Source organism: Streptomyces sp. NPDC043176 (genome assembly GCF_056436715.1).
Window position 1 is genome coordinate 177,734 of the sequence record NZ_JBWKCA010000014.1, and the last position, 16,606, is coordinate 194,339.

Sequence of the window (16,606 nt, forward strand, 5' to 3'; positions counted from 1 at the left end):
GCTGCCCGTGAAACGGTTTGCCCCCGGAGGGGAACGGTCACTGCACGACCTGGCCGGAGGGGTGGTCCAGATCGACGGGCTCGACCATGTCGGCGGGGCGGCGCCAGCCGTGTTCGCCGCGGGCGAGGAGCCAGGCGGTGGCCTCGACGGGCGGCATGGCGGCGGCGACGAGCCAGCCCTGGACGGCGTCGCAGCCCAGGTCGCGGAGGCGTTCCCAGGTCTCGTCGTCCTCGACGCCCTCGGCGACGACGAGGAGGCCGAGCGAGTGGGCGAGGTCGACGGTGCAGCGGACGATCTCGGCGTCCTCGGTGTCGACGGCGAGCCGGGCGACGAAGGAGCGGTCGATCTTCAGTTCGCTGACGGGCAGCCGGCGCAGGTGGACGAGGGAGGAGTAGCCGGTGCCGAAGTCGTCGAGGGACATCTTGACGCCGTGGCCGGTGAGGCCGTTGAGCGTGTCGGCGGCCCGCTGGGGGTCCTCCAGGAGGACGTGCTCCGTTATCTCCAGCTGCAGGGCGCCGGCCGGGACGCCGTGGCGGGCGAGCCGGGCGGCGACGGCGCCGGCGAAGCCGGGGGTGTGGACGTCGCGCGGCGAGACGTTGACGGCGACCGGGACGTGGAGGCCCTGGGCGCGCCAGCGGGCGACCTGGGCGAGCGCGGTCTCCAGGACGTACTCGGTGAGGTGCGGCATCAGGCCGGAGGACTCGGCGATGGCGATGAACTCGTCCGGGGGGACCTTGCCGCGCTCGGGGTGGACCCAGCGGACGAGCGCTTCGAGGCCGGCGACCTGGCCGTCGAAGCGGACCTTGGGCTGGTAGTGGAGTTCGACCTCGCCGGCGTCGAGGGCGCGGCGGAGGTCGCCGAGGAGGCCGAGCCGGTCGGGGGTGTTGGAGTCGCGCTTGGACTCGTAGACCTCGACGCCGGTGCGGTCCCGCTTGGCCTGGTACATGGCGACGTCGGCGCGGCGCAGCAGGCCTTCGGCGTCGAGGGCGTGGTCGGGGAAGACGGCGACGCCGGCGCTGGCCTCCAGGACGAGGGTGAGGCCGTCGAGGTCGAGCGGGGAGGAGAGTTCGGCGACGAGGTGGCGGGCGACCCGCTGGGCGCTGGTGGTGGAGTCGGCGGTGGGCAGCAGGACGGCGAACTCGTCGCCGCCGAGTCTCGCGGCCTCGGCGCCGCGGGGCAGCGCGAGGCGGAGCCGTTCGGCGATCTGGAGGAGCAGCCGGTCGCCCGCGAGGTGGCCGAGGGTGTCGTTGACCGATCGGAAGCGGTCGAGGTCGATCAGGACGAGGGCGGCGCGGGCTCCTTGGCCTTCGGCCTCCTCCAGGGCGGTCCAGGCCCGTTCCAGGAGCCACTGGCGGTTGGGGAGTCCGGTGAGCGGGTCGCGGAGCTGTTCCTCGGCGCGGGCGCGGGCGATCCAGAGGGTGGAGTCGAGGGCGATGAGGGGGACGGCGAAGAGCGGCAGCAGGACGGGCCGGGTGGCGGCGACGACGCAGATGAGCGGGGCGATGCCGAGCAGGGCGACGGCGACGAGGCCCTGCCGGAGGAGGGCGCTGCGGGCGACGGTGGGCAGGCCCCGGCCCTGGGGCGCGAGGGTGTACCACAGGAGGAGCCGGGTCACCAGGAGGTAGGCGCCGGCGGCGAGGACGACTTCCGGGAGGTCCCCGATGGTCCAGTCGAGGGGCTGCCAGGGCTCTTCGACGGTCGGTACGTCTCCGAAGAGGCCGAGGACGAGGGCGGCGGCGGCGACGCCGAGGACGTCGGTGGCGCCGTGCAGCACGCCCTGGCGCCAGCGGTGCCGGCGGGCGGCGCCGACCAGGGTGACGACGGTGAGCGAGACGAGGCCGGCGGGGACCCAGCCGTACAGGAGGAGGACGGCGAGGGTGAGGGCGGCGCCGGAGCCGGTGCCGCCCCACCAGCGGTCGCGGCCGAGGGCGACCAGGTGGCCGACGATCAGGCCGGCGAGGACGGCGAGGGACCAGCCGGGGATCCCGCCGGGGAAGAGTCCGTGACCGGTGCTCAGGGCTTGCTGGAGCCCGGCGACGAGCACGACGGCTGCGATGACCACCACGGCTGCGGGCAGCCGGGAGGTGGAGCCCGGGGTGACCGCACGGCCGTGTGGCCGTGGGACCGGGGCGGCGCTCTCGGTCGGTTCCATTCCCGTCCCTCTCACAGGCGGCGGTGCCGTCGGGTGTGCGCGGGGTCGCGGTGAAGCGGCCGTCCGTCGTCCGGCGGCGCGCGGCGGGGCAGAACCCTCGGGCGGCCGTGCGGGACGAGACGCACGGTCACCACCCTAGGCCGCCGAGGGCTCCGACGGGCAGCGCTCTCCTTGTCTTGCCCGAATGCGACCCGGCCACCCGTAACGATCTGGTATGCGCCGAACGGGTGACGTTTCGCGGGACGGTGGGCGACTACTCGGCGACCGGCACCGCGGCCTCCCGAGCCGCCTCGGGCCCCTGTTCGAGCAGGACGGAGAAGCCTTCCTCGTCCAGAACCGGAACCTTCAGCTGCATCGCCTTGTCGTACTTCGAACCAGGGTTTTCACCGACCACGACAAAGTCGGTCTTCTTCGAAACGGAACCGGTCACCTTCGCTCCGAGCCCCTGGAGGGACTCTTTTGCGCCATCCCTGGTGAACTTCTCCAGGGTGCCGGTCACCACGACCGTGAGGCCTTCCAGCGGACGCGGCCCCACGTCCTCCCCGGCGCCCTCGTCCTCCAGGGTGACCCCGGCGGCGCGCCACTTGCGCACGATCTCGCGGTGCCACTCCTCGGAGAACCACTGCTTCACCGCCGCCGCGATGATCCCGCCGACCCCGTCGACGGCCGCCAACTCCTCCTCGCTCGCCTGCTCGATCCGCTCCAGGGAGCGGAACTCGCGGGCCAGCGCCTCGGCCGCGACGGGCCCCACGTGCCGGATGGAGAGCCCGTTGATGAACCGGGCCAGCGGCCGGGTCTTCGCCGCCGCGATGTTCTCCAGCATCGCCAGGGCGTTCTTCTTCGGCTCGCCCTTCTGGTTGGCGAAGACCGTGACGATCTTCTCCTCGCCGGTCTTCGGGTCCCGCTTAGGCAGGCCGCTGCTCTGGTCGAGGACGTAGGCCCTGATCGGCAGCAACTGCTCGATGGTCAGGTCGAAGAGGTCGCCCTCGTCCACGAGCGGCGGCTCGGTCGGCGCCAGCGGGCGGGTCAGCGCCGCCGCGGCCACCATGCCGAAGCTCTCGATGTCCAGGCACTGGCGGCCGGCCAGGAAGAAGACCCGCTCGCGCAGCTGGGCCGGGCAGGCCCGGGCGTTCGGGCAGCGGAGGTCGATGTCCCCTTCCTTCATGGGCTTCAACGGCGTGTCGCACTCCGGGCACGTCGCCGGCATCACGAACTCGCGCTCGGTGCCGTCCCGCAGGTCGGCGACCGGACCGAGGATCTCCGGGATGACGTCGCCGGCCTTGCGGAGCACGACCGTGTCGCCGATGAGGACGCCCTTGGCCTTCACCACCTCCTGGTTGTGGAGGGTGGCGAACTCGACCTCGGAGCCGGCTACCGTCACCGGCTCCACCTGCGCGTACGGCGTGACGCGCCCGGTCCTGCCGACGCCGACCTTGATGTCGACCAGCCTGGTGTTGACCTCTTCCGGCGCGTACTTCCAGGCGATCGCCCAGCGCGGGGCGCGGGCCGTGGAGCCCAGCCGGCCCTGGAGCGGGATCTCGTCGAGCTTGACGACGACGCCGTCGATCTCGTGCTCCACGGAGTGACGGTTCTCCCCGAAGTACGCGATGAACTCGCGCACGTCGGCGAGCGAGCCGACCACCTTGTTGTGCCGGGCGGTGGGCAGGCCCCACTCGCGCAGCAGCTCGTACGTCTCCGAGAGCCGGGAGATGTCGAAGCCCCGGCGGGCGCCGATGCCGTGGACCACCATGTGGAGCGGGCGGGAGGCGGTGACCTTGGGGTCCTTCTGGCGGAGCGAACCGGCCGCCGCGTTGCGCGGGTTGGCGAAGGGCTTGTCGCCGGCCTCCACCAGACGGGCGTTGAGCCCCTCGAAGGCCTCCATCGGGAAGTAGACCTCGCCGCGGATCTCCACGAGCTCGGGGATCCGGTCGCCGCGCAGCCGCTCCGGGATGTCGGCGATCGTCCGCACGTTGGGCGTGATGTCCTCGCCGGCGCGGCCGTCGCCGCGGGTGGCGGCCCGGGTCAGCCGCCCGTGCTCGTACGTGAGGTTGACCGCGAGGCCGTCGACCTTGAGCTCGCACAAGTAGTGGAAGTCGGGGGTGCCGACGTCCCGCGCGACCCGCTCGGCCCAGGTGGCCAACTCCTCGTCGTCGAAGGCGTTGTCCAGGGAGAGCATGCGCTCCCGGTGCTCCACGGAGGTGAACTCCGTCTCGTACTGCCCCGCGACCTTCTGGGTCGGCGAGTCGGGCGTCCGCAGCTCCGGGTACTCCTCCTCCAGCGCTTCGAGCGCGCGCAGGAGCCTGTCGAACTCGCCGTCGCTGATGACCGGCTGGTCCCTCACGTAGTACCGGAAGCGGTGCTCCTCGACCTGCTCGGCGAGGTCGGCGTGCTTCTCCCGTGCCTCGGCGGGCGGGGCCCCCTGTTCGACTGCCACCTTCGTCCGTCCTCCCGTACCTCGAAACCCGGTCACTCTGGGTTGTCCGCGAGCGATCTCGCCGCCCGGGCGCAGTGGGCGAGCGCCGCGCGGGCGTAGGCGGGCGACGCGCCCGCGAGCCCGCACGTGGGGGTGACGACCACGGACTCGGCGAGAGTCCCCGGATTCAGCCCCAGCCTGCGCCACAGCGTCCTGACACCCATGACGCTACCGCCCGGGTCCGACAATGCCGTATCGGTGGCCGGCACCACACCGGCGAAGAGCTTCGTCCCCGCCTCCACGGCCTCGCCGATCGACTCCTCGTCACGTTCGGTGAGCAGCCCGAAGTCGAACGAGACGCCGGCGACCCCGGACCGCCGGAGCAGCGCGAACGGCACGTCGGGGGCGCAGGAGTGGACGACGACCGGCCCGTCGTGGACGGCGACCACGTCCCGCAGGGCGCTCTCCACGACCTGGCGGTCGACGGCCCGGTAGGTCCGGTAGCCGCTGGCCGTACGGACGTGGCCGCGCAGCACGGCGGTGAGCGAGGGCTCGTCGAGCTGGAGGACGAGCCGGGCCCCCGGGACGCGCTTGCGCAGCTCCGTGAGGTGGCCGTGGAGTCCCTCGGCGAGGGAGCCGACGAGGTCGCGGCAGGCGCCCGCGTCGCCCAGGGCGGCCTCCCCGCCCCGCAGTTCCAGGGCGGCGGCGAGCGTCCACGGCCCCACGGCCTGCACCTTGAGCGGGCCCTCGTACCCCTGGGTGAACTCCTCCAGGGCGTCCAGGTCCTCGCCGAGCCAGGAGCGGGCGCGCTTGGTGTCGCGTCCGGGCCGGTCGCTGATCCGCCAGCCGCTGGGCTCCACGTGCGCGTAGAGGTCGACGAGCATCCCGATGGTGCGGCCGATCATGTCGGCGCCCGGGCCGCGGGCGGGAAGCTCGGGGAGGAACGGGAAGTCCTCGAAGGATCCGGTGGCGGCCCTCGCCGCCTCGCGGGCGTCACCGCCGGGCAGGGACCCGACGCCGGTGGCCGGGCCCCAGAACCTCGTGTCGTCCATGTCCGTCGCGCCGCCGTCCGTCGTGTCTGTCGTCGCGCTCATGTCTACCGCCCCGGACGGACGGTGAGGTCGTTGATCTCGGCGTCCCTCGGCAGGTCGATCGCGGTCAGGATCGCCGTCGCGACGGACTCGGGGTCGATCCACTTCGAGGGGTCGTACTCCTTGCCCTCCTGTTGGTGCACCTTCGCCTGCATCGGGCTGGCGGTCCGCCCCGGATAGACGGACGTGACCCGGACGCCGTTCGCGTGCTCCTCGTGGCGCAGGGCGTCCGCGAGGGCCTTCAGGCCGTGCTTCGAGGCGGCGTAAGCGCCCCACTCACCGTGCGCGTTGAGCCCCGCGCCCGAGTTCACGAAGACGACGTGCCCCTGCGAGACCCGCAGCTGGGGCAGCATGTGCCGGGTCAGCTCCGCCGGGGCGACCAGGTTGACGTTGAGCTGGTGGTGCCAGGTCTTCGGCGTCAGGTCGCCGATGGGGCCGAGGTCCACGACCCCCGCGATGTGCAGCAGGGTGTCCACCCGCTCGGGCATCGTCTGGTGCGAGAACGCCCACGACAGCCGGTCCGGGTCGGCGAGGTCGCCGACCAGCGTCCGCGCCCCGGGGAACTGCCCGGCGAGCTCCTTCGCCCGCCCCGCGTCGCGCGCGTGCAGCACGAGTTCGTCCCCGCGCGCGTGCAGCCGGCGCGCGACGGCGGCGCCGATGCCGGAACCGGCTCCGGTGATCACATGAGTAGCCATGGTCACCATGCTCGCATCAGCGGGAGGCGATGTTCTCCTCCAGGTGGGCGAGGGCGGTCGGGCCGTCGTCCGCGAAGAAGACGAGGTCGGTGAGGGGCAGCGGGAGGAAGCCCTCGGCCTCCATGCGGTGGAACTGCGTCTTCAGGCCGTCGTAGAAGCCGGCCGTGTTGAGCAGGACGACCGGCTTGGTGTGCTTGCCGTGCTTCTTGAGCTCCAGGATCTCGGTGGCCTCGTCGAGGGTGCCGGTGCCGCCGACCATGACGACGATCGCGTCGGACTTGGCGAGCAGCAGGGCCTTGCGGGCGGCCAGGTCCCCGGCGACGACCATCTCGTCCGCGTCGGGGCGGGCCTTGTGGGCGAGGAAGTCGACGGACACGCCGACGAGCCTGCCGCCGCCCTCCTGGACGCCGTCCGCGACGACCTTCATGAGGCCGGTGTCGGAGCCGCCCCAGACGAGGGTGTGGCCGGACTTGCCGAGGAGGCGGGCGAAGTCGCGGGCGGGGGCCGTGTAGCGCTCGTCGAGGTCGGCGGCGGAGAGGAAGACGCAGATGTTCATGGCCTCCACCGTAGGCCCCGACCAGGGGTTTCCGATTTCCTCGGGGAAATCCCGCCTCCCGGCGATGAGTTCCGGTGACGCCCCCGGTCTGCCCTGCCATGGACGAGGAGAGCACCATGCCGAACAGGGTCCGGGGGCGGGTCACGTCACGGGACGGGACGCCGATCGCGTACGAGAGGTACGGCGCCGACGGGCCGCCGCTCGTCCTGGTGAGCGGCGCGCTGGGCACGGCCGCGGGCGAGCGGGTGCTGGGCGGGCTGCTCGCCGGGCGCTTCTCGGTCGTGGCGTACGACCGGAGGGGTCGCGGCGCGAGCGGCGACACCGGGCCGTACGCGGTGGAACGGGAGATCGAGGACCTGGCGGCGGTCGTCGGGGTGGCGGGGGCCGGGGCGGCCCTGCACGGGGCGGGCACGGGGGGAGCGCTGGCGCTCGCGGCGGCGGCCGCCGGGGTTTCGGCGGGGCCGGTGTCGGTGTACGAGCCGCCGTACTCGGCGGAGGAGCGGGAACGCCGGCGCCGGGTGGCCGCGCTCCTCGGCCAGGGACGGCGGGCGGCGGCGCTCGACCTGTTCCTGGCGGACGCGGCGGGGTCGGCGGGGCTGCCGTCCGGGGTGACACAGCTGCGGCCCGGCGTCGCCGATCCGGCCCGCACCCTCGCGTACGACCTCGCCGTCCTCGGTGACGGGACGCTTCCCGAGCGGAGCCTCGCCCGCGTCCACGCGCGCGTGCTGGTGGTCGACGGCGGCGCCAGCCCGGCCGGGACCCGTCAGGCCGCGCGCGCCCTGACCGCGGCGCTCCCCCGCGCCCGGCACCGCACCCTGACGGGCCAGACGCACGAGGTGGCGCCGCACGTCCTGGCCCCGGTCGTGGAGGAGTTCCTCTGCGAGGACCGCGAGGCGGCGGGGGCGGTGTAGGGACGTCCGGCGCTGACCGGAAGACGTTAGGGGCGGTGTAGGGCCCTCCGGCACCGGTCCGGAGACGGTGAGGGCGCAGGACCGTCCGGCGCCGGCCGGCCGGACGGGCATGGGCCAAGCACCGGACGGACACCGGACGGGTAGGGGCCGGGCGCCGGGCGGGCGTGAGACGGCCGCCCGGCCGTGCCGGGCGGTGGGCTCAGGGGGTCACGCCGGGGTCGGCGTGCGGCGGACGGTGGTGGCGATGGTGGCGGAGCCGACGACGCGGGTGCCGTCGTAGAGGACGATCGCCTGGCCCGGGGCGACGCCGCGGACGGGCTCGTCGAAGGTGACCTTCAGCTCGCCGTCCTCCATCACCGCGTCCACCGGCGTCTCGCCGCCGTGGGCGCGGAGCTGCGCGGTGTAGCGGCCCGGGCCGTCCGGGGCGGTGCCGCACCAGCGGGGCTTGATCGCGGTCAGGGCGGTGACGTCGAGGGCCTCGGCGGGGCCGACCGTGACGGTGTTGTTCACGGGCGAGATGTCGAGGACGTAGCGGGGCTTGCCGTCCGCGGCCGGGTGGCCGATCCGCAGGCCCTTGCGCTGGCCGATCGTGAAACCGTACGCGCCCTCGTGGGTGCCGACCCTCGTGCCGGCCTCGTCGACGATGTCGCCCTCCGCCTTGCCGAGGCGGGAGGCGAGGAAGCCCTGCGTGTCGCCGTCGGCGATGAAGCAGATGTCGTGGCTGTCGGGCTTCTTCGCGACCGCGAGTCCGCGCCGCTCGGCCTCGGCCCGGATCTCCTCCTTGGTGGTGAGCGTGTCGCCCAGCGGGAACATCGCGTGCGCCAGCTGCTTCTCGTCCAGCACCCCGAGGACGTACGACTGGTCCTTGGCCATGTCGGAGGCCCGGTGCAGCTCGCGGGTGCCGTCCTCGTTCAGGACGACGGTGGCGTAGTGACCGGTGCAGACCGCGTCGAAGCCGAGTGCGAGCGCCTTGTCGAGCAGCGCCGCGAACTTGATCTTCTCGTTGCAGCGCAGGCAGGGGTTGGGCGTGCGGCCGGCCTCGTACTCCGCGACGAAGTCGTCGACGACGTCCTCGCGGAACCGCTCGGCCAGGTCCCACACGTAGAAGGGGATGCCGATGACGTCGGCCGCCCGGCGCGCGTCGCGCGAGTCCTCGATCGTGCAGCAGCCGCGGGCTCCGGTGCGGAAGGACTGCGGGTTCGCGGAGAGGGCGAGGTGCACGCCGGTGACGTCGTGGCCCGCCTCGGCGGCACGGGCGGCGGCGACGGCGGAGTCCACTCCGCCCGACATGGCGGCGAGGACACGAAGGGGGCGCGGGGGCGGAGTCTGAGTCATAGCCCTACCAGGGTACGGGCAGCCGGGAACCGGGGACGCGGGAGCAAGCGTTCTCTGGGGCATGGGGAGCAAGGACGAAGGGTCGGACGGGTCCGGCAGGCGGGTGGGGCGGCGGGCGGTGCTGCTCGGCGGCGGTGCCGCGGTGGTCGGTGTCGCCGCGCTGGCCCGGGACGACCTCGCGCGTTTCTGGTGGCGGCTGCCCGGGATGGAGAAGAAGCGGGTCGACGGCGCGCTCGACCACAAGGGCGCCGAGTGGACGGCGGCGGCGCGGGCGAACTGGCGCCGGGCCGACCGGCCGGACGACTACCGGATCGACCGGGTCGTGATCCATGTCGTCCAGGGCAGTTACGCGACCGCCCTGAAGGTCTTCAAGAACCCGGGGCACGGAGCCGCCGCCCACTACGTCGTCCGCAAGGACGGGCACGTGGCGCAGATGATCCGGGAGCTCGACGTCGCCTTCCACGCCGGCAACCGCGACATGAACGAGCGGAGCATCGGCATCGAGCACGAGGGCTTCGTCGACCGCCCGCGGGGCTTCACGGCCGCGATGTACGCGTCGTCCGCGCGGCTGACGGCCGGGATATGCGCCCGGTACGGGATACCCGTGGACCGGGAGCACATCATCGGGCACGTGGAGGTCGAGGGCACGGACCACACCGACCCCGGGCCGCACTGGGACTGGGACCGCTATCTGCGGCTCGTGCGCGAGGCGTCGAAGACGGTCACGTGAGGCCGGCGGTCCGGGCGCGCTCCACGGCCGGGCCGATCGCCCCGGCGACGGCGGCCACGTCCTCCTGGGTGGAGGTGTGGCCGAGCGAGAAGCGCAGGGTGCCGCGGGCGAGGTCCGGGTCGGTGCCGGTGGCGAGGAGCACGTGGCTGGGCTGGGCGATGCCGGCGGTGCAGGCGGAGCCGGTGGAGCAGGCGATGCCGGCGGCGTCGAGCAGCAGGAGCAGGGAGTCGCCCTCGCAGCCCGGGAAGGTGAAGTGCGCGTTGGCGGGCAGCCGCTCGACGGGGTCGCCGCCGAGGACGGCGTCGGGCACGATCGCGCGGACCGCGGCGACGAGCTCGTCCCGCAGGGCGCCCACCTCGTGGGCGAACTCCGCGCGCCGCTCGGTGGCGAGCCGGGCCGCGACCGCGAAGGCGGCGACCGCCGGCACGTCGAGGGTGCCGGAGCGGACGTGCCGCTCCTGGCCGCCGCCGTGCAGCACGGGTACGGGGGTGTGCTCGCGGCCCAGGAGCAGCGCGCCGATGCCGTAGGGGCCGCCGATCTTGTGGCCGGACACGGTCATGGCGGCGAGGCCCGACGCGGCGAAGTCGACCGGGACCTGGCCGACGGCCTGGACGGCGTCCGCGTGCAGCGGCACGTCGAACTCGGCGGCCACGTCGGCGAGTTCGCGGACCGGCATGACGGTGCCGATCTCGTTGTTGGCCCACATGACGGTGGCGAGGGCGACCGAGCCCGGGTCGCGGGCGATCGCTTCGCGCAGCGCCTCGGGATGCACCCGGCCGTGCCGGTCGACGGGCAGGTACTCCACGTCGGCGCCCTCGTGCGTGGCGAGCCAGTCGACGGCGTCGAGCACGGCGTGGTGCTCCACGGGGCTGGCCAGGACGCGGGTGCGGCGGGGGTCGGCGTCGCGGCGGGCCCAGTACAGGCCCTTCACGGCGAGGTTGTCGGCCTCCGTGCCGCCCGAGGTGAACACGACCTCGCTCGGTCGCGCGCCGAGCGCCGCGGCGAGCGTCTCGCGGCCTTCCTCGACGGTCCGCCTGGCCCGTCGGCCGGCGGCGTGCAGGGAGGAGGCGTTGCCCGCGACGGCGAGCTGGGCGGTCATCGCCTCGATCGCCTCGGGCAGCATGGGCGTGGTCGCGGCGTGGTCGAGGTAAGCCATGGTGGGTCGATTCTACGAGCCCGTCGCGTCGGGGTCGGCGTGGCCCTCGCGGGGGCGCGGGCGTGCCTCGTCGCGGGGCCCCTCCGGGTGCCTTCTGGGGCGCGGCGCCGGGGAGCCCCTGGGGGCCCGCGCTCGGGGTGCCTGCTCGGGCGGCTCGCGCGGGGTGCGGGCTCAGGCGCGGCGCTCGGGGTGCCTCCTCGGACGGCGCGCTCGGGGTGCGGGCTCAGGCGCGGCGCTCGGGATGCCTCCTCGGGCGGCGCGCACGGGGTGCGGGCTCAGGCGCGGAAGCCTGGGCCCGGCAGGGGGCGCCGTCCCGTGTGCCCACCCGTCCCGCCCCAGCAGGACGATTGCCTACACGGGGGGGCAGCAGGGGCCCCTCGGCACGGGCGCGGGGGCGCATCGCGGGCGGGGACCACGCGGGGCGGGCGGGGTGCACGCATCGCGGGCGGAGGCACGCACCGCGGGCAGGGACCACGCGGGGTGGGCGCGGGAGGCGTGCACCGCGGACCCGAGCCACGCAGGCGCGGGCACGCGCCGCGGGCGCGGGCCCTCGGTGTCGGGTCCGCGCCGGGTCCGCGCCGGTGTGGGTGTCAGTCGCGGGGGGCGCGGGCGAGTTGGCGGGACTGGGCGACGAGGCGGTCGGCGCTGTCCCAGACCTCGGCGTCCTCTTCGAGGAAGCCGCCGGCGAGGTTGCGGGTCGTGATCGAGACGCGCAGCGGGCCGGGGGCCGGGCGGCAGCGGACGTGGGTGGTGAGCTCGACGGTCGGGGTCCAGCCCTTGAGGCCCAGCTCGAAGGAGGTCGGCGGCAGGGCGTCGACGGTGAGCAGCAGGGACAGCGCGTCGGGCTCGCGGCCGTCGGCGAGGCCGAACCACGCCCTCATCTCGCCCTTGCCGGACGGGGCGCCGACGGCCCAGCCGACGCAGGAGGGGTCGAGGCGGAGGTCGAGGCGGTCGGCGATGGCGGACGAGCCGGGGATCCGGGGGGCCGGGTTGTCGGCGGCGCTGAAGCAGTTCTCGATCGCGGCCATCGCCGGGGGCGTCGCGGTGGTGCGGACGTCGTCCGGGAGGGCGTCGAGGTCTCCGTACGAGGCGAGGACGCGGATGCGTTCCACCTCGGTGCCGTCCTCGGCGTACTGGAAGAGCGACGCCTGGCCGGTGGAGAGCGACCGGCCCGTGCGGACGGTCTCCGTGCGGATCACCGCCGGGCCGGGCACGGACGGCGTCAGATAGTGCGCCGAGATCGTGAACGGGTCGGGGTGCGGGAGGTGGTCGCCGAGGGCGCGGCCGAGCAGGGCGAGGAGGTAGCCGCCGTTGACGGCGTGGATGATCGTCCAGCCGGCGGAGAGGTCCGCGTCGTAGACGCCGGGTTCCCGGAGGGTGACGGCGGTGTCGCGGTCGAACTCGCCGGTCGCGACGGCGGTCGACGGCGTGCTCGCCTCGGCGCGCGTCTCGGTGCTCATCTCGGTGCTCGTGCTCATGCGATCGACGGTACCGCAGGTAATTACTGAGCGGTAGCTTTTTCCGGCTCCTCGCGCGCGGACGACCGGCGGTTCCAGGCCCTCGGCGCCCGCCAGTGGTAGCGCATCGCGAACAGCCGCAGCACGAAGGCGGTCAGGACGGCCGCGCCGCTGGTGAAGGCGTTCAGCATGTCGAACCGGATGCAGAGCACCACCATCGTGGCCCCGACGATCGCCGGCACGGCGTACAGGTCACGGTCCCAGCGGAGCAGCGACGGCACCTCGTTCGCCAGCACGTCGCGCAGCACACCGCCGCCGACGGCCGTCGCCAGGCCCAGGGCCGCCGACGACGTCAGACCGAGCCCGTAGTCGTACGCCTTCGTCGTCCCCGTCACGCAGAACAGCCCCAGACCGGCCGCGTCGAACACGTTCACCGCGGTCTGCGTGCGTTCGACCTCCGGGTGCAGGAAGAACACCAGCACCGCGGCGATCAGCGGCATCAGGAAGTACCCGAGGTCCGTGAACGCGGCGGGCGGCACCGCACCGATGATCAGGTCCCGGAAGAGGCCGCCGCCGAGGGCGGTGACCTCCGCGAGGACGGCTATGCCGAAGACGTCGAAGTTCTTGCGGACGGCGAGGAGGGCGCCGGAGATGGCGAAGACGAAGATGCCGACGAGGTCCAGGGCGTGCTGGACGTCGGGGCTGAACAGATCGTGGAGCACGCGCCCATTGTCACGCTTGTCCCCACGTCCTCCCGCTCCGGGCCTCGTGGGGGAACGGCGAAGGCCCCTGGCCGCGGGGCGGCAGGGGCCTTCGGGTCACGCCTTGGGGGTCTCGCCGGCCTCGAGGGACTCGCGGGCCGCGGGGATGGGGAGCGATTCGGCGTTCTCGGGGTGGTGGCAGGCCACCCGCTGACCGGGGCGGAGTTCGACGAGCGGGGGCTCCTGGGTCCGGCAGAGGTCGGTCGCCTTCCAGCACCGGGTGTTGAAGCGGCAGCCGGGCGGCGGGGCGATCGGGGAGGGGACGTCGCCGGTGAGGAGGATGCGCTCGTTCTTGGCGCCGCGGCGGCGGGGGTCCGGGATCGGGACCGCCGACATGAGGGCGCGGGTGTACGGGTGCATGGGGTTCTCGTACAGCGACTTGCGGTCCGCGAGCTCGACGATCTTGCCGAGGTACATGACGGCGATGCGGTCCGAGACGTGCCGGATGACCGAGAGGTCGTGCGCGATGATCACGTACGTGAGGCCGAGCTCCTGCTGGAGGTCGTCCAGGAGGTTGACCACCTGCGCCTGGATGGAGACGTCCAGGGCGGAGACGGGCTCGTCCGCGACGACGAGCTTCGGCTTGAGGGCGAGCGCGCGGGCGATGCCGATGCGCTGGCGCTGGCCGCCGGAGAACTCGTGCGGGTAGCGGTTGTAGTGCTCGGGGTTGAGGCCGACGAGGCCGAGGAGGCGCTGGACCTCCTTCTTCACGCCGCCCTCGGGCTCGACGCCCTGGAGCTTGAAGGGCGCGGAGACGATCGTGCCGACCGTGTGGCGCGGGTTCAGCGAGCCGTACGGGTCCTGGAAGATCATCTGGATGTCCCGGCGGAACGGGCGCATGCCCGCGACGCCGAGGTGGGAGATGTCCTTGCCCAGGAACTCGACGGTGCCGTCCGTGGGTTCGAGGAGCCGGGTGATGAGCCGGCCCATCGTGGACTTGCCGCAGCCGGACTCGCCGACGACGCCGAGGGTCTCACCGGGGTAGACCTCGAAGTCGATCCCGTCGACCGCCTTGACCGCGCCGGTCTGGCGCTGGAGAAGCCCCTTCTTGATGGGGAAGTGCTTCTTCAGGCCGCTGACCTTGAGCAGAGGTTCCATGTTGTCGCTCACAGTTTCGGCGCAATCTCTTCGGTCCAGATGCGGGTCCGCTCCTCCTGCGGCATGTGGCACGCCGAGAAGTGGCGGTCCCCGGCCGGCGTCAGCTCCGGTCGCCGGGTGCGCGTGATGCCGCCCTTGGGGACGTCCGCGTACGGGCAGCGGGGGTTGAAGGCGCAGCCGCTCGGGATGTTGATGAGGCTGGGCGGGTTGCCCTTGACCGGGATGAGCCGCTCGGTCTGATCGCGGTCGATCCTCGGCATCGAGCCGAGCAGGCCCCAGGTGTAGGGGTGCTGCGGCTCGTAGAAGACGGACTCGGCCGGCCCGCGCTCGACGCAGCGGCCGCCGTACATGACGAGGATGTCGTCGGCGAGCTCGGCGACGACGCCGAGGTCGTGGGTGATGATGACGACCGCTGAGCCGAACTCCTGCTGGAGGTCCCGCATCAGGTCGAGGATCTGCGCCTGCACGGTGACGTCGAGCGCCGTGGTGGGCTCGTCGGCGATGAGGAGCTCGGGGTTGTTGACGAGCGCCATGGCGATCATCGCGCGCTGGCGCATACCGCCGGAGAACTCGTGCGGGTAGTTGTCGAACCGCTTGGCGGGCTCGGGGATGCCGACCCGGTCGAGGAGTTCGACGGCCCGCCTCTTCGCCGTCTTCTTGTCGACGTCGTTGTGGATGCGGTACGCCTCCACGATCTGGTTGCCGACCGAGTAGTACGGGTGCATCGCGGACAGCGGGTCCTGGAAGATCATCGCCATCTCGCGGCCGCGCATCCGGCGGACCTCGTCCGGGTCCGCGGAGAGCAGCTCGCGGCCGTTCAGCCAGATCTCGCCGGAGATCCGGGCCTTCTGGCGGCCGTACTGGCCGACGGTGTGCAGACCCATGATGCCGAGCGAGGTGACCGACTTGCCGGAGCCGGACTCGCCCACGATGCCGAGGGTCTTGCCCTTCTCCAGCTGGAAGCTGAGCCCGTCGACCGACTTGACCAGACCGTCGTCGGTCGGGAAGTGGATCTTCAGGTCGCGCACGTCGAGGAAGGCGTCGGAGGGTGCGGAGCCGGTGGCGACGGGCTCTCCCACCGCCGCGCCCGTCTTCGTCAGCTTGTCCGTCATGCGAGCCTCACTCGGGGGTCGATCACCGCGTACAGCAGGTCCACCACGAGGTTCGCGATGACGACGCACGCGGCGGTGATGAGGGTGACGGCCAGGATCAGCGGAAGGTCGCGCTCGCTGACGCCCTTGATGGCGAGGCCGCCGAGGCCGTGGAGGCTGAACGCGGTCTCCGTCAGGATCGCGCCGCCGACGAGGGCGCCGAGGTCCATGCCGAAGATGGTCAGGATCGGGGTCATGGTGGAGCGCATGGCGTGCTTGCCGAGCACGACGGGCTCCGGCAGGCCCTTGGCCCGGGCGGTGCGGATGTAGTCCTCGCCGAGGACCTCCAGCATGGTGGCGCGGGTGAGTCGCGCGTACATCGCCGCGTACAGGAAGGCGAGGGTGACCCAGGGCAGGAGCAGACCGCCGAACCAGCCGCCGAAGGACTCGGAGATCGGCACGTACGAGGCGTTGAGCCAGCCCAGCTGGGTGCGGAAGACGAGCATCGCCAGCATGGCGGTGAAGAAGATCGGGAGCGAGACGCCGGCCAGCGCGGTGATCATCGCCGCGCGGTCGATGATCGTGCCCCGCTTGAGCGCGGAGACGACACCGGTGGAGACGCCGAGCACCAGCCACAGCACGGCGGCACCGATGACCATGGAGAGGGTGACCGGGAAGGCGTCGACGAGCATCGTCGAGACGTCCTGCTCGGTGCGGAACGAGTAGCCGAAGCACGGCGCGGCACAGTGGATCGTGTCGCCGCCGCCGGTGTAGTCCCGGCCGACGAAGATGCCGGAGACGAAGTGCCAGAACTGCACCAGGATCGGCTCGTCCAGGCCCAGCTTCTGCCGGACGGCCTCGATGGAAGCCGGATCCGCCTGCTTGCCGACGAACATCGCGGCAGGGTCGCTGCCGGTCATCTTGGGGATGAGGAAGAAGATGCTGAGCGTCACGAGCGTGACGACGAGCAGCATCACGACGACTGCGAAGAGCCGTCGGATTATGTATGCAAGCATGCGGTCGGCCGGTCGGCGGGCGGGGGGGCCCCGGCGGGGGCCCCCCCCCCCCCCCCCGCCCCGAACAGGCCCTAGGGGGTTGCGGGGGGTGGGGGGGGCGGGGTGGCGGGGGGCTTAATTTTAGACGACCGGGGAAGCCTGTTA

At 73.1% G+C, this 16,606-nt stretch carries 14 protein-coding genes; 2 read left to right on the forward strand and 12 right to left on the reverse strand.

Annotated features, from left to right (window positions below):
• Positions 1-37: 37 nt before the first annotated feature.
• The 5 genes from AC067A_RS23610 to AC067A_RS23630 all read right to left on the reverse strand — a co-directional run bounded on the left by AC067A_RS23610 (position 38) and on the right by AC067A_RS23630 (position 6,907).
• Entirely contained in the window at positions 38-2,152 is a 2,115-nt protein-coding gene (locus AC067A_RS23610; RefSeq protein ID WP_479244444.1) for a putative bifunctional diguanylate cyclase/phosphodiesterase, read from the reverse strand.
• A 253-nt stretch (positions 2,153-2,405) separates the two neighbouring features.
• Complete coding sequence (gene ligA / locus AC067A_RS23615; protein ID WP_479244445.1) at positions 2,406-4,586, reverse strand: NAD-dependent DNA ligase LigA; 2,181 nt, start codon at positions 4,584-4,586, stop codon at positions 2,406-2,408.
• 32 nt (positions 4,587-4,618) lie between these two features.
• On the reverse strand, positions 4,619-5,659 hold the full coding sequence (locus AC067A_RS23620) for a methionine synthase (RefSeq protein ID WP_479244446.1): 1,041 nt from the start codon (positions 5,657-5,659) through the stop codon (positions 4,619-4,621).
• 2 nt (positions 5,660-5,661) lie between these two features.
• Complete coding sequence (locus tag AC067A_RS23625; RefSeq protein ID WP_479244447.1) at positions 5,662-6,360, reverse strand: SDR family oxidoreductase; 699 nt, start codon at positions 6,358-6,360, stop codon at positions 5,662-5,664.
• Between the two features lie 7 nt (positions 6,361-6,367).
• On the reverse strand, positions 6,368-6,907 hold the full coding sequence (locus AC067A_RS23630; RefSeq protein ID WP_479244448.1) for an LOG family protein: 540 nt from the start codon (positions 6,905-6,907) through the stop codon (positions 6,368-6,370).
• Between the two features lie 98 nt (positions 6,908-7,005).
• Between AC067A_RS23630 and AC067A_RS23635 the strand changes: the two genes are divergently transcribed.
• Positions 7,006-7,818 (forward strand): alpha/beta fold hydrolase, encoded by an 813-nt coding sequence (locus tag AC067A_RS23635; protein ID WP_479244449.1) that lies wholly within the window; start codon positions 7,006-7,008, stop codon positions 7,816-7,818.
• A gap of 207 nt (positions 7,819-8,025) precedes the next feature.
• Here the strand turns inward: AC067A_RS23635 and mnmA are convergent, their stop codons facing one another.
• Entirely contained in the window at positions 8,026-9,153 is a 1,128-nt protein-coding gene (gene mnmA / locus AC067A_RS23640; protein WP_479244450.1) for a tRNA 2-thiouridine(34) synthase MnmA, read from the reverse strand.
• Positions 9,154-9,214: 61 nt separating this feature from the next.
• On the opposite strand from mnmA, the gene AC067A_RS23645 reads away from it, so the two are divergent.
• Positions 9,215-9,883, forward strand: a complete 669-nt coding sequence (locus AC067A_RS23645) for an N-acetylmuramoyl-L-alanine amidase (RefSeq protein WP_479244451.1) — start codon at positions 9,215-9,217, stop codon at positions 9,881-9,883.
• Here AC067A_RS23645 and AC067A_RS23650 read toward each other — a convergent pair.
• The 6 genes from AC067A_RS23650 to AC067A_RS23675 form a co-directional block, all read right to left on the reverse strand.
• Positions 9,876-11,039, reverse strand: a complete 1,164-nt coding sequence (locus AC067A_RS23650; protein WP_479244452.1) for a cysteine desulfurase family protein — start codon at positions 11,037-11,039, stop codon at positions 9,876-9,878. The genes AC067A_RS23645 and AC067A_RS23650 overlap by 8 nt on opposite strands.
• 590 nt (positions 11,040-11,629) lie before the next feature.
• Complete coding sequence (locus AC067A_RS23655; protein ID WP_479244467.1) at positions 11,630-12,499, reverse strand: thioesterase family protein; 870 nt, start codon at positions 12,497-12,499, stop codon at positions 11,630-11,632.
• Between the two features lie 41 nt (positions 12,500-12,540).
• Positions 12,541-13,218: a trimeric intracellular cation channel family protein gene (locus AC067A_RS23660; RefSeq protein ID WP_479244453.1), complete on the reverse strand. Its 678-nt coding sequence runs from the start codon at positions 13,216-13,218 to the stop codon at positions 12,541-12,543.
• A 96-nt stretch (positions 13,219-13,314) separates the two neighbouring features.
• Positions 13,315-14,355 carry an ABC transporter ATP-binding protein gene (locus tag AC067A_RS23665; protein ID WP_479244454.1) on the reverse strand — a complete coding sequence of 347 codons (1,041 nt, stop codon included), beginning with the start codon at positions 14,353-14,355 and terminating at the stop codon, positions 13,315-13,317.
• 8 nt (positions 14,356-14,363) lie between these two features.
• Positions 14,364-15,467, reverse strand: a complete 1,104-nt coding sequence (locus AC067A_RS23670) for an ABC transporter ATP-binding protein (RefSeq protein WP_479244455.1) — start codon at positions 15,465-15,467, stop codon at positions 14,364-14,366.
• Complete coding sequence (locus AC067A_RS23675; RefSeq protein WP_033204495.1) at positions 15,464-16,462, reverse strand: ABC transporter permease; 999 nt, start codon at positions 16,460-16,462, stop codon at positions 15,464-15,466. The genes AC067A_RS23670 and AC067A_RS23675 overlap by 4 nt, the downstream gene beginning before the upstream one ends.
• Positions 16,463-16,606: the final 144 nt, after the last annotated feature.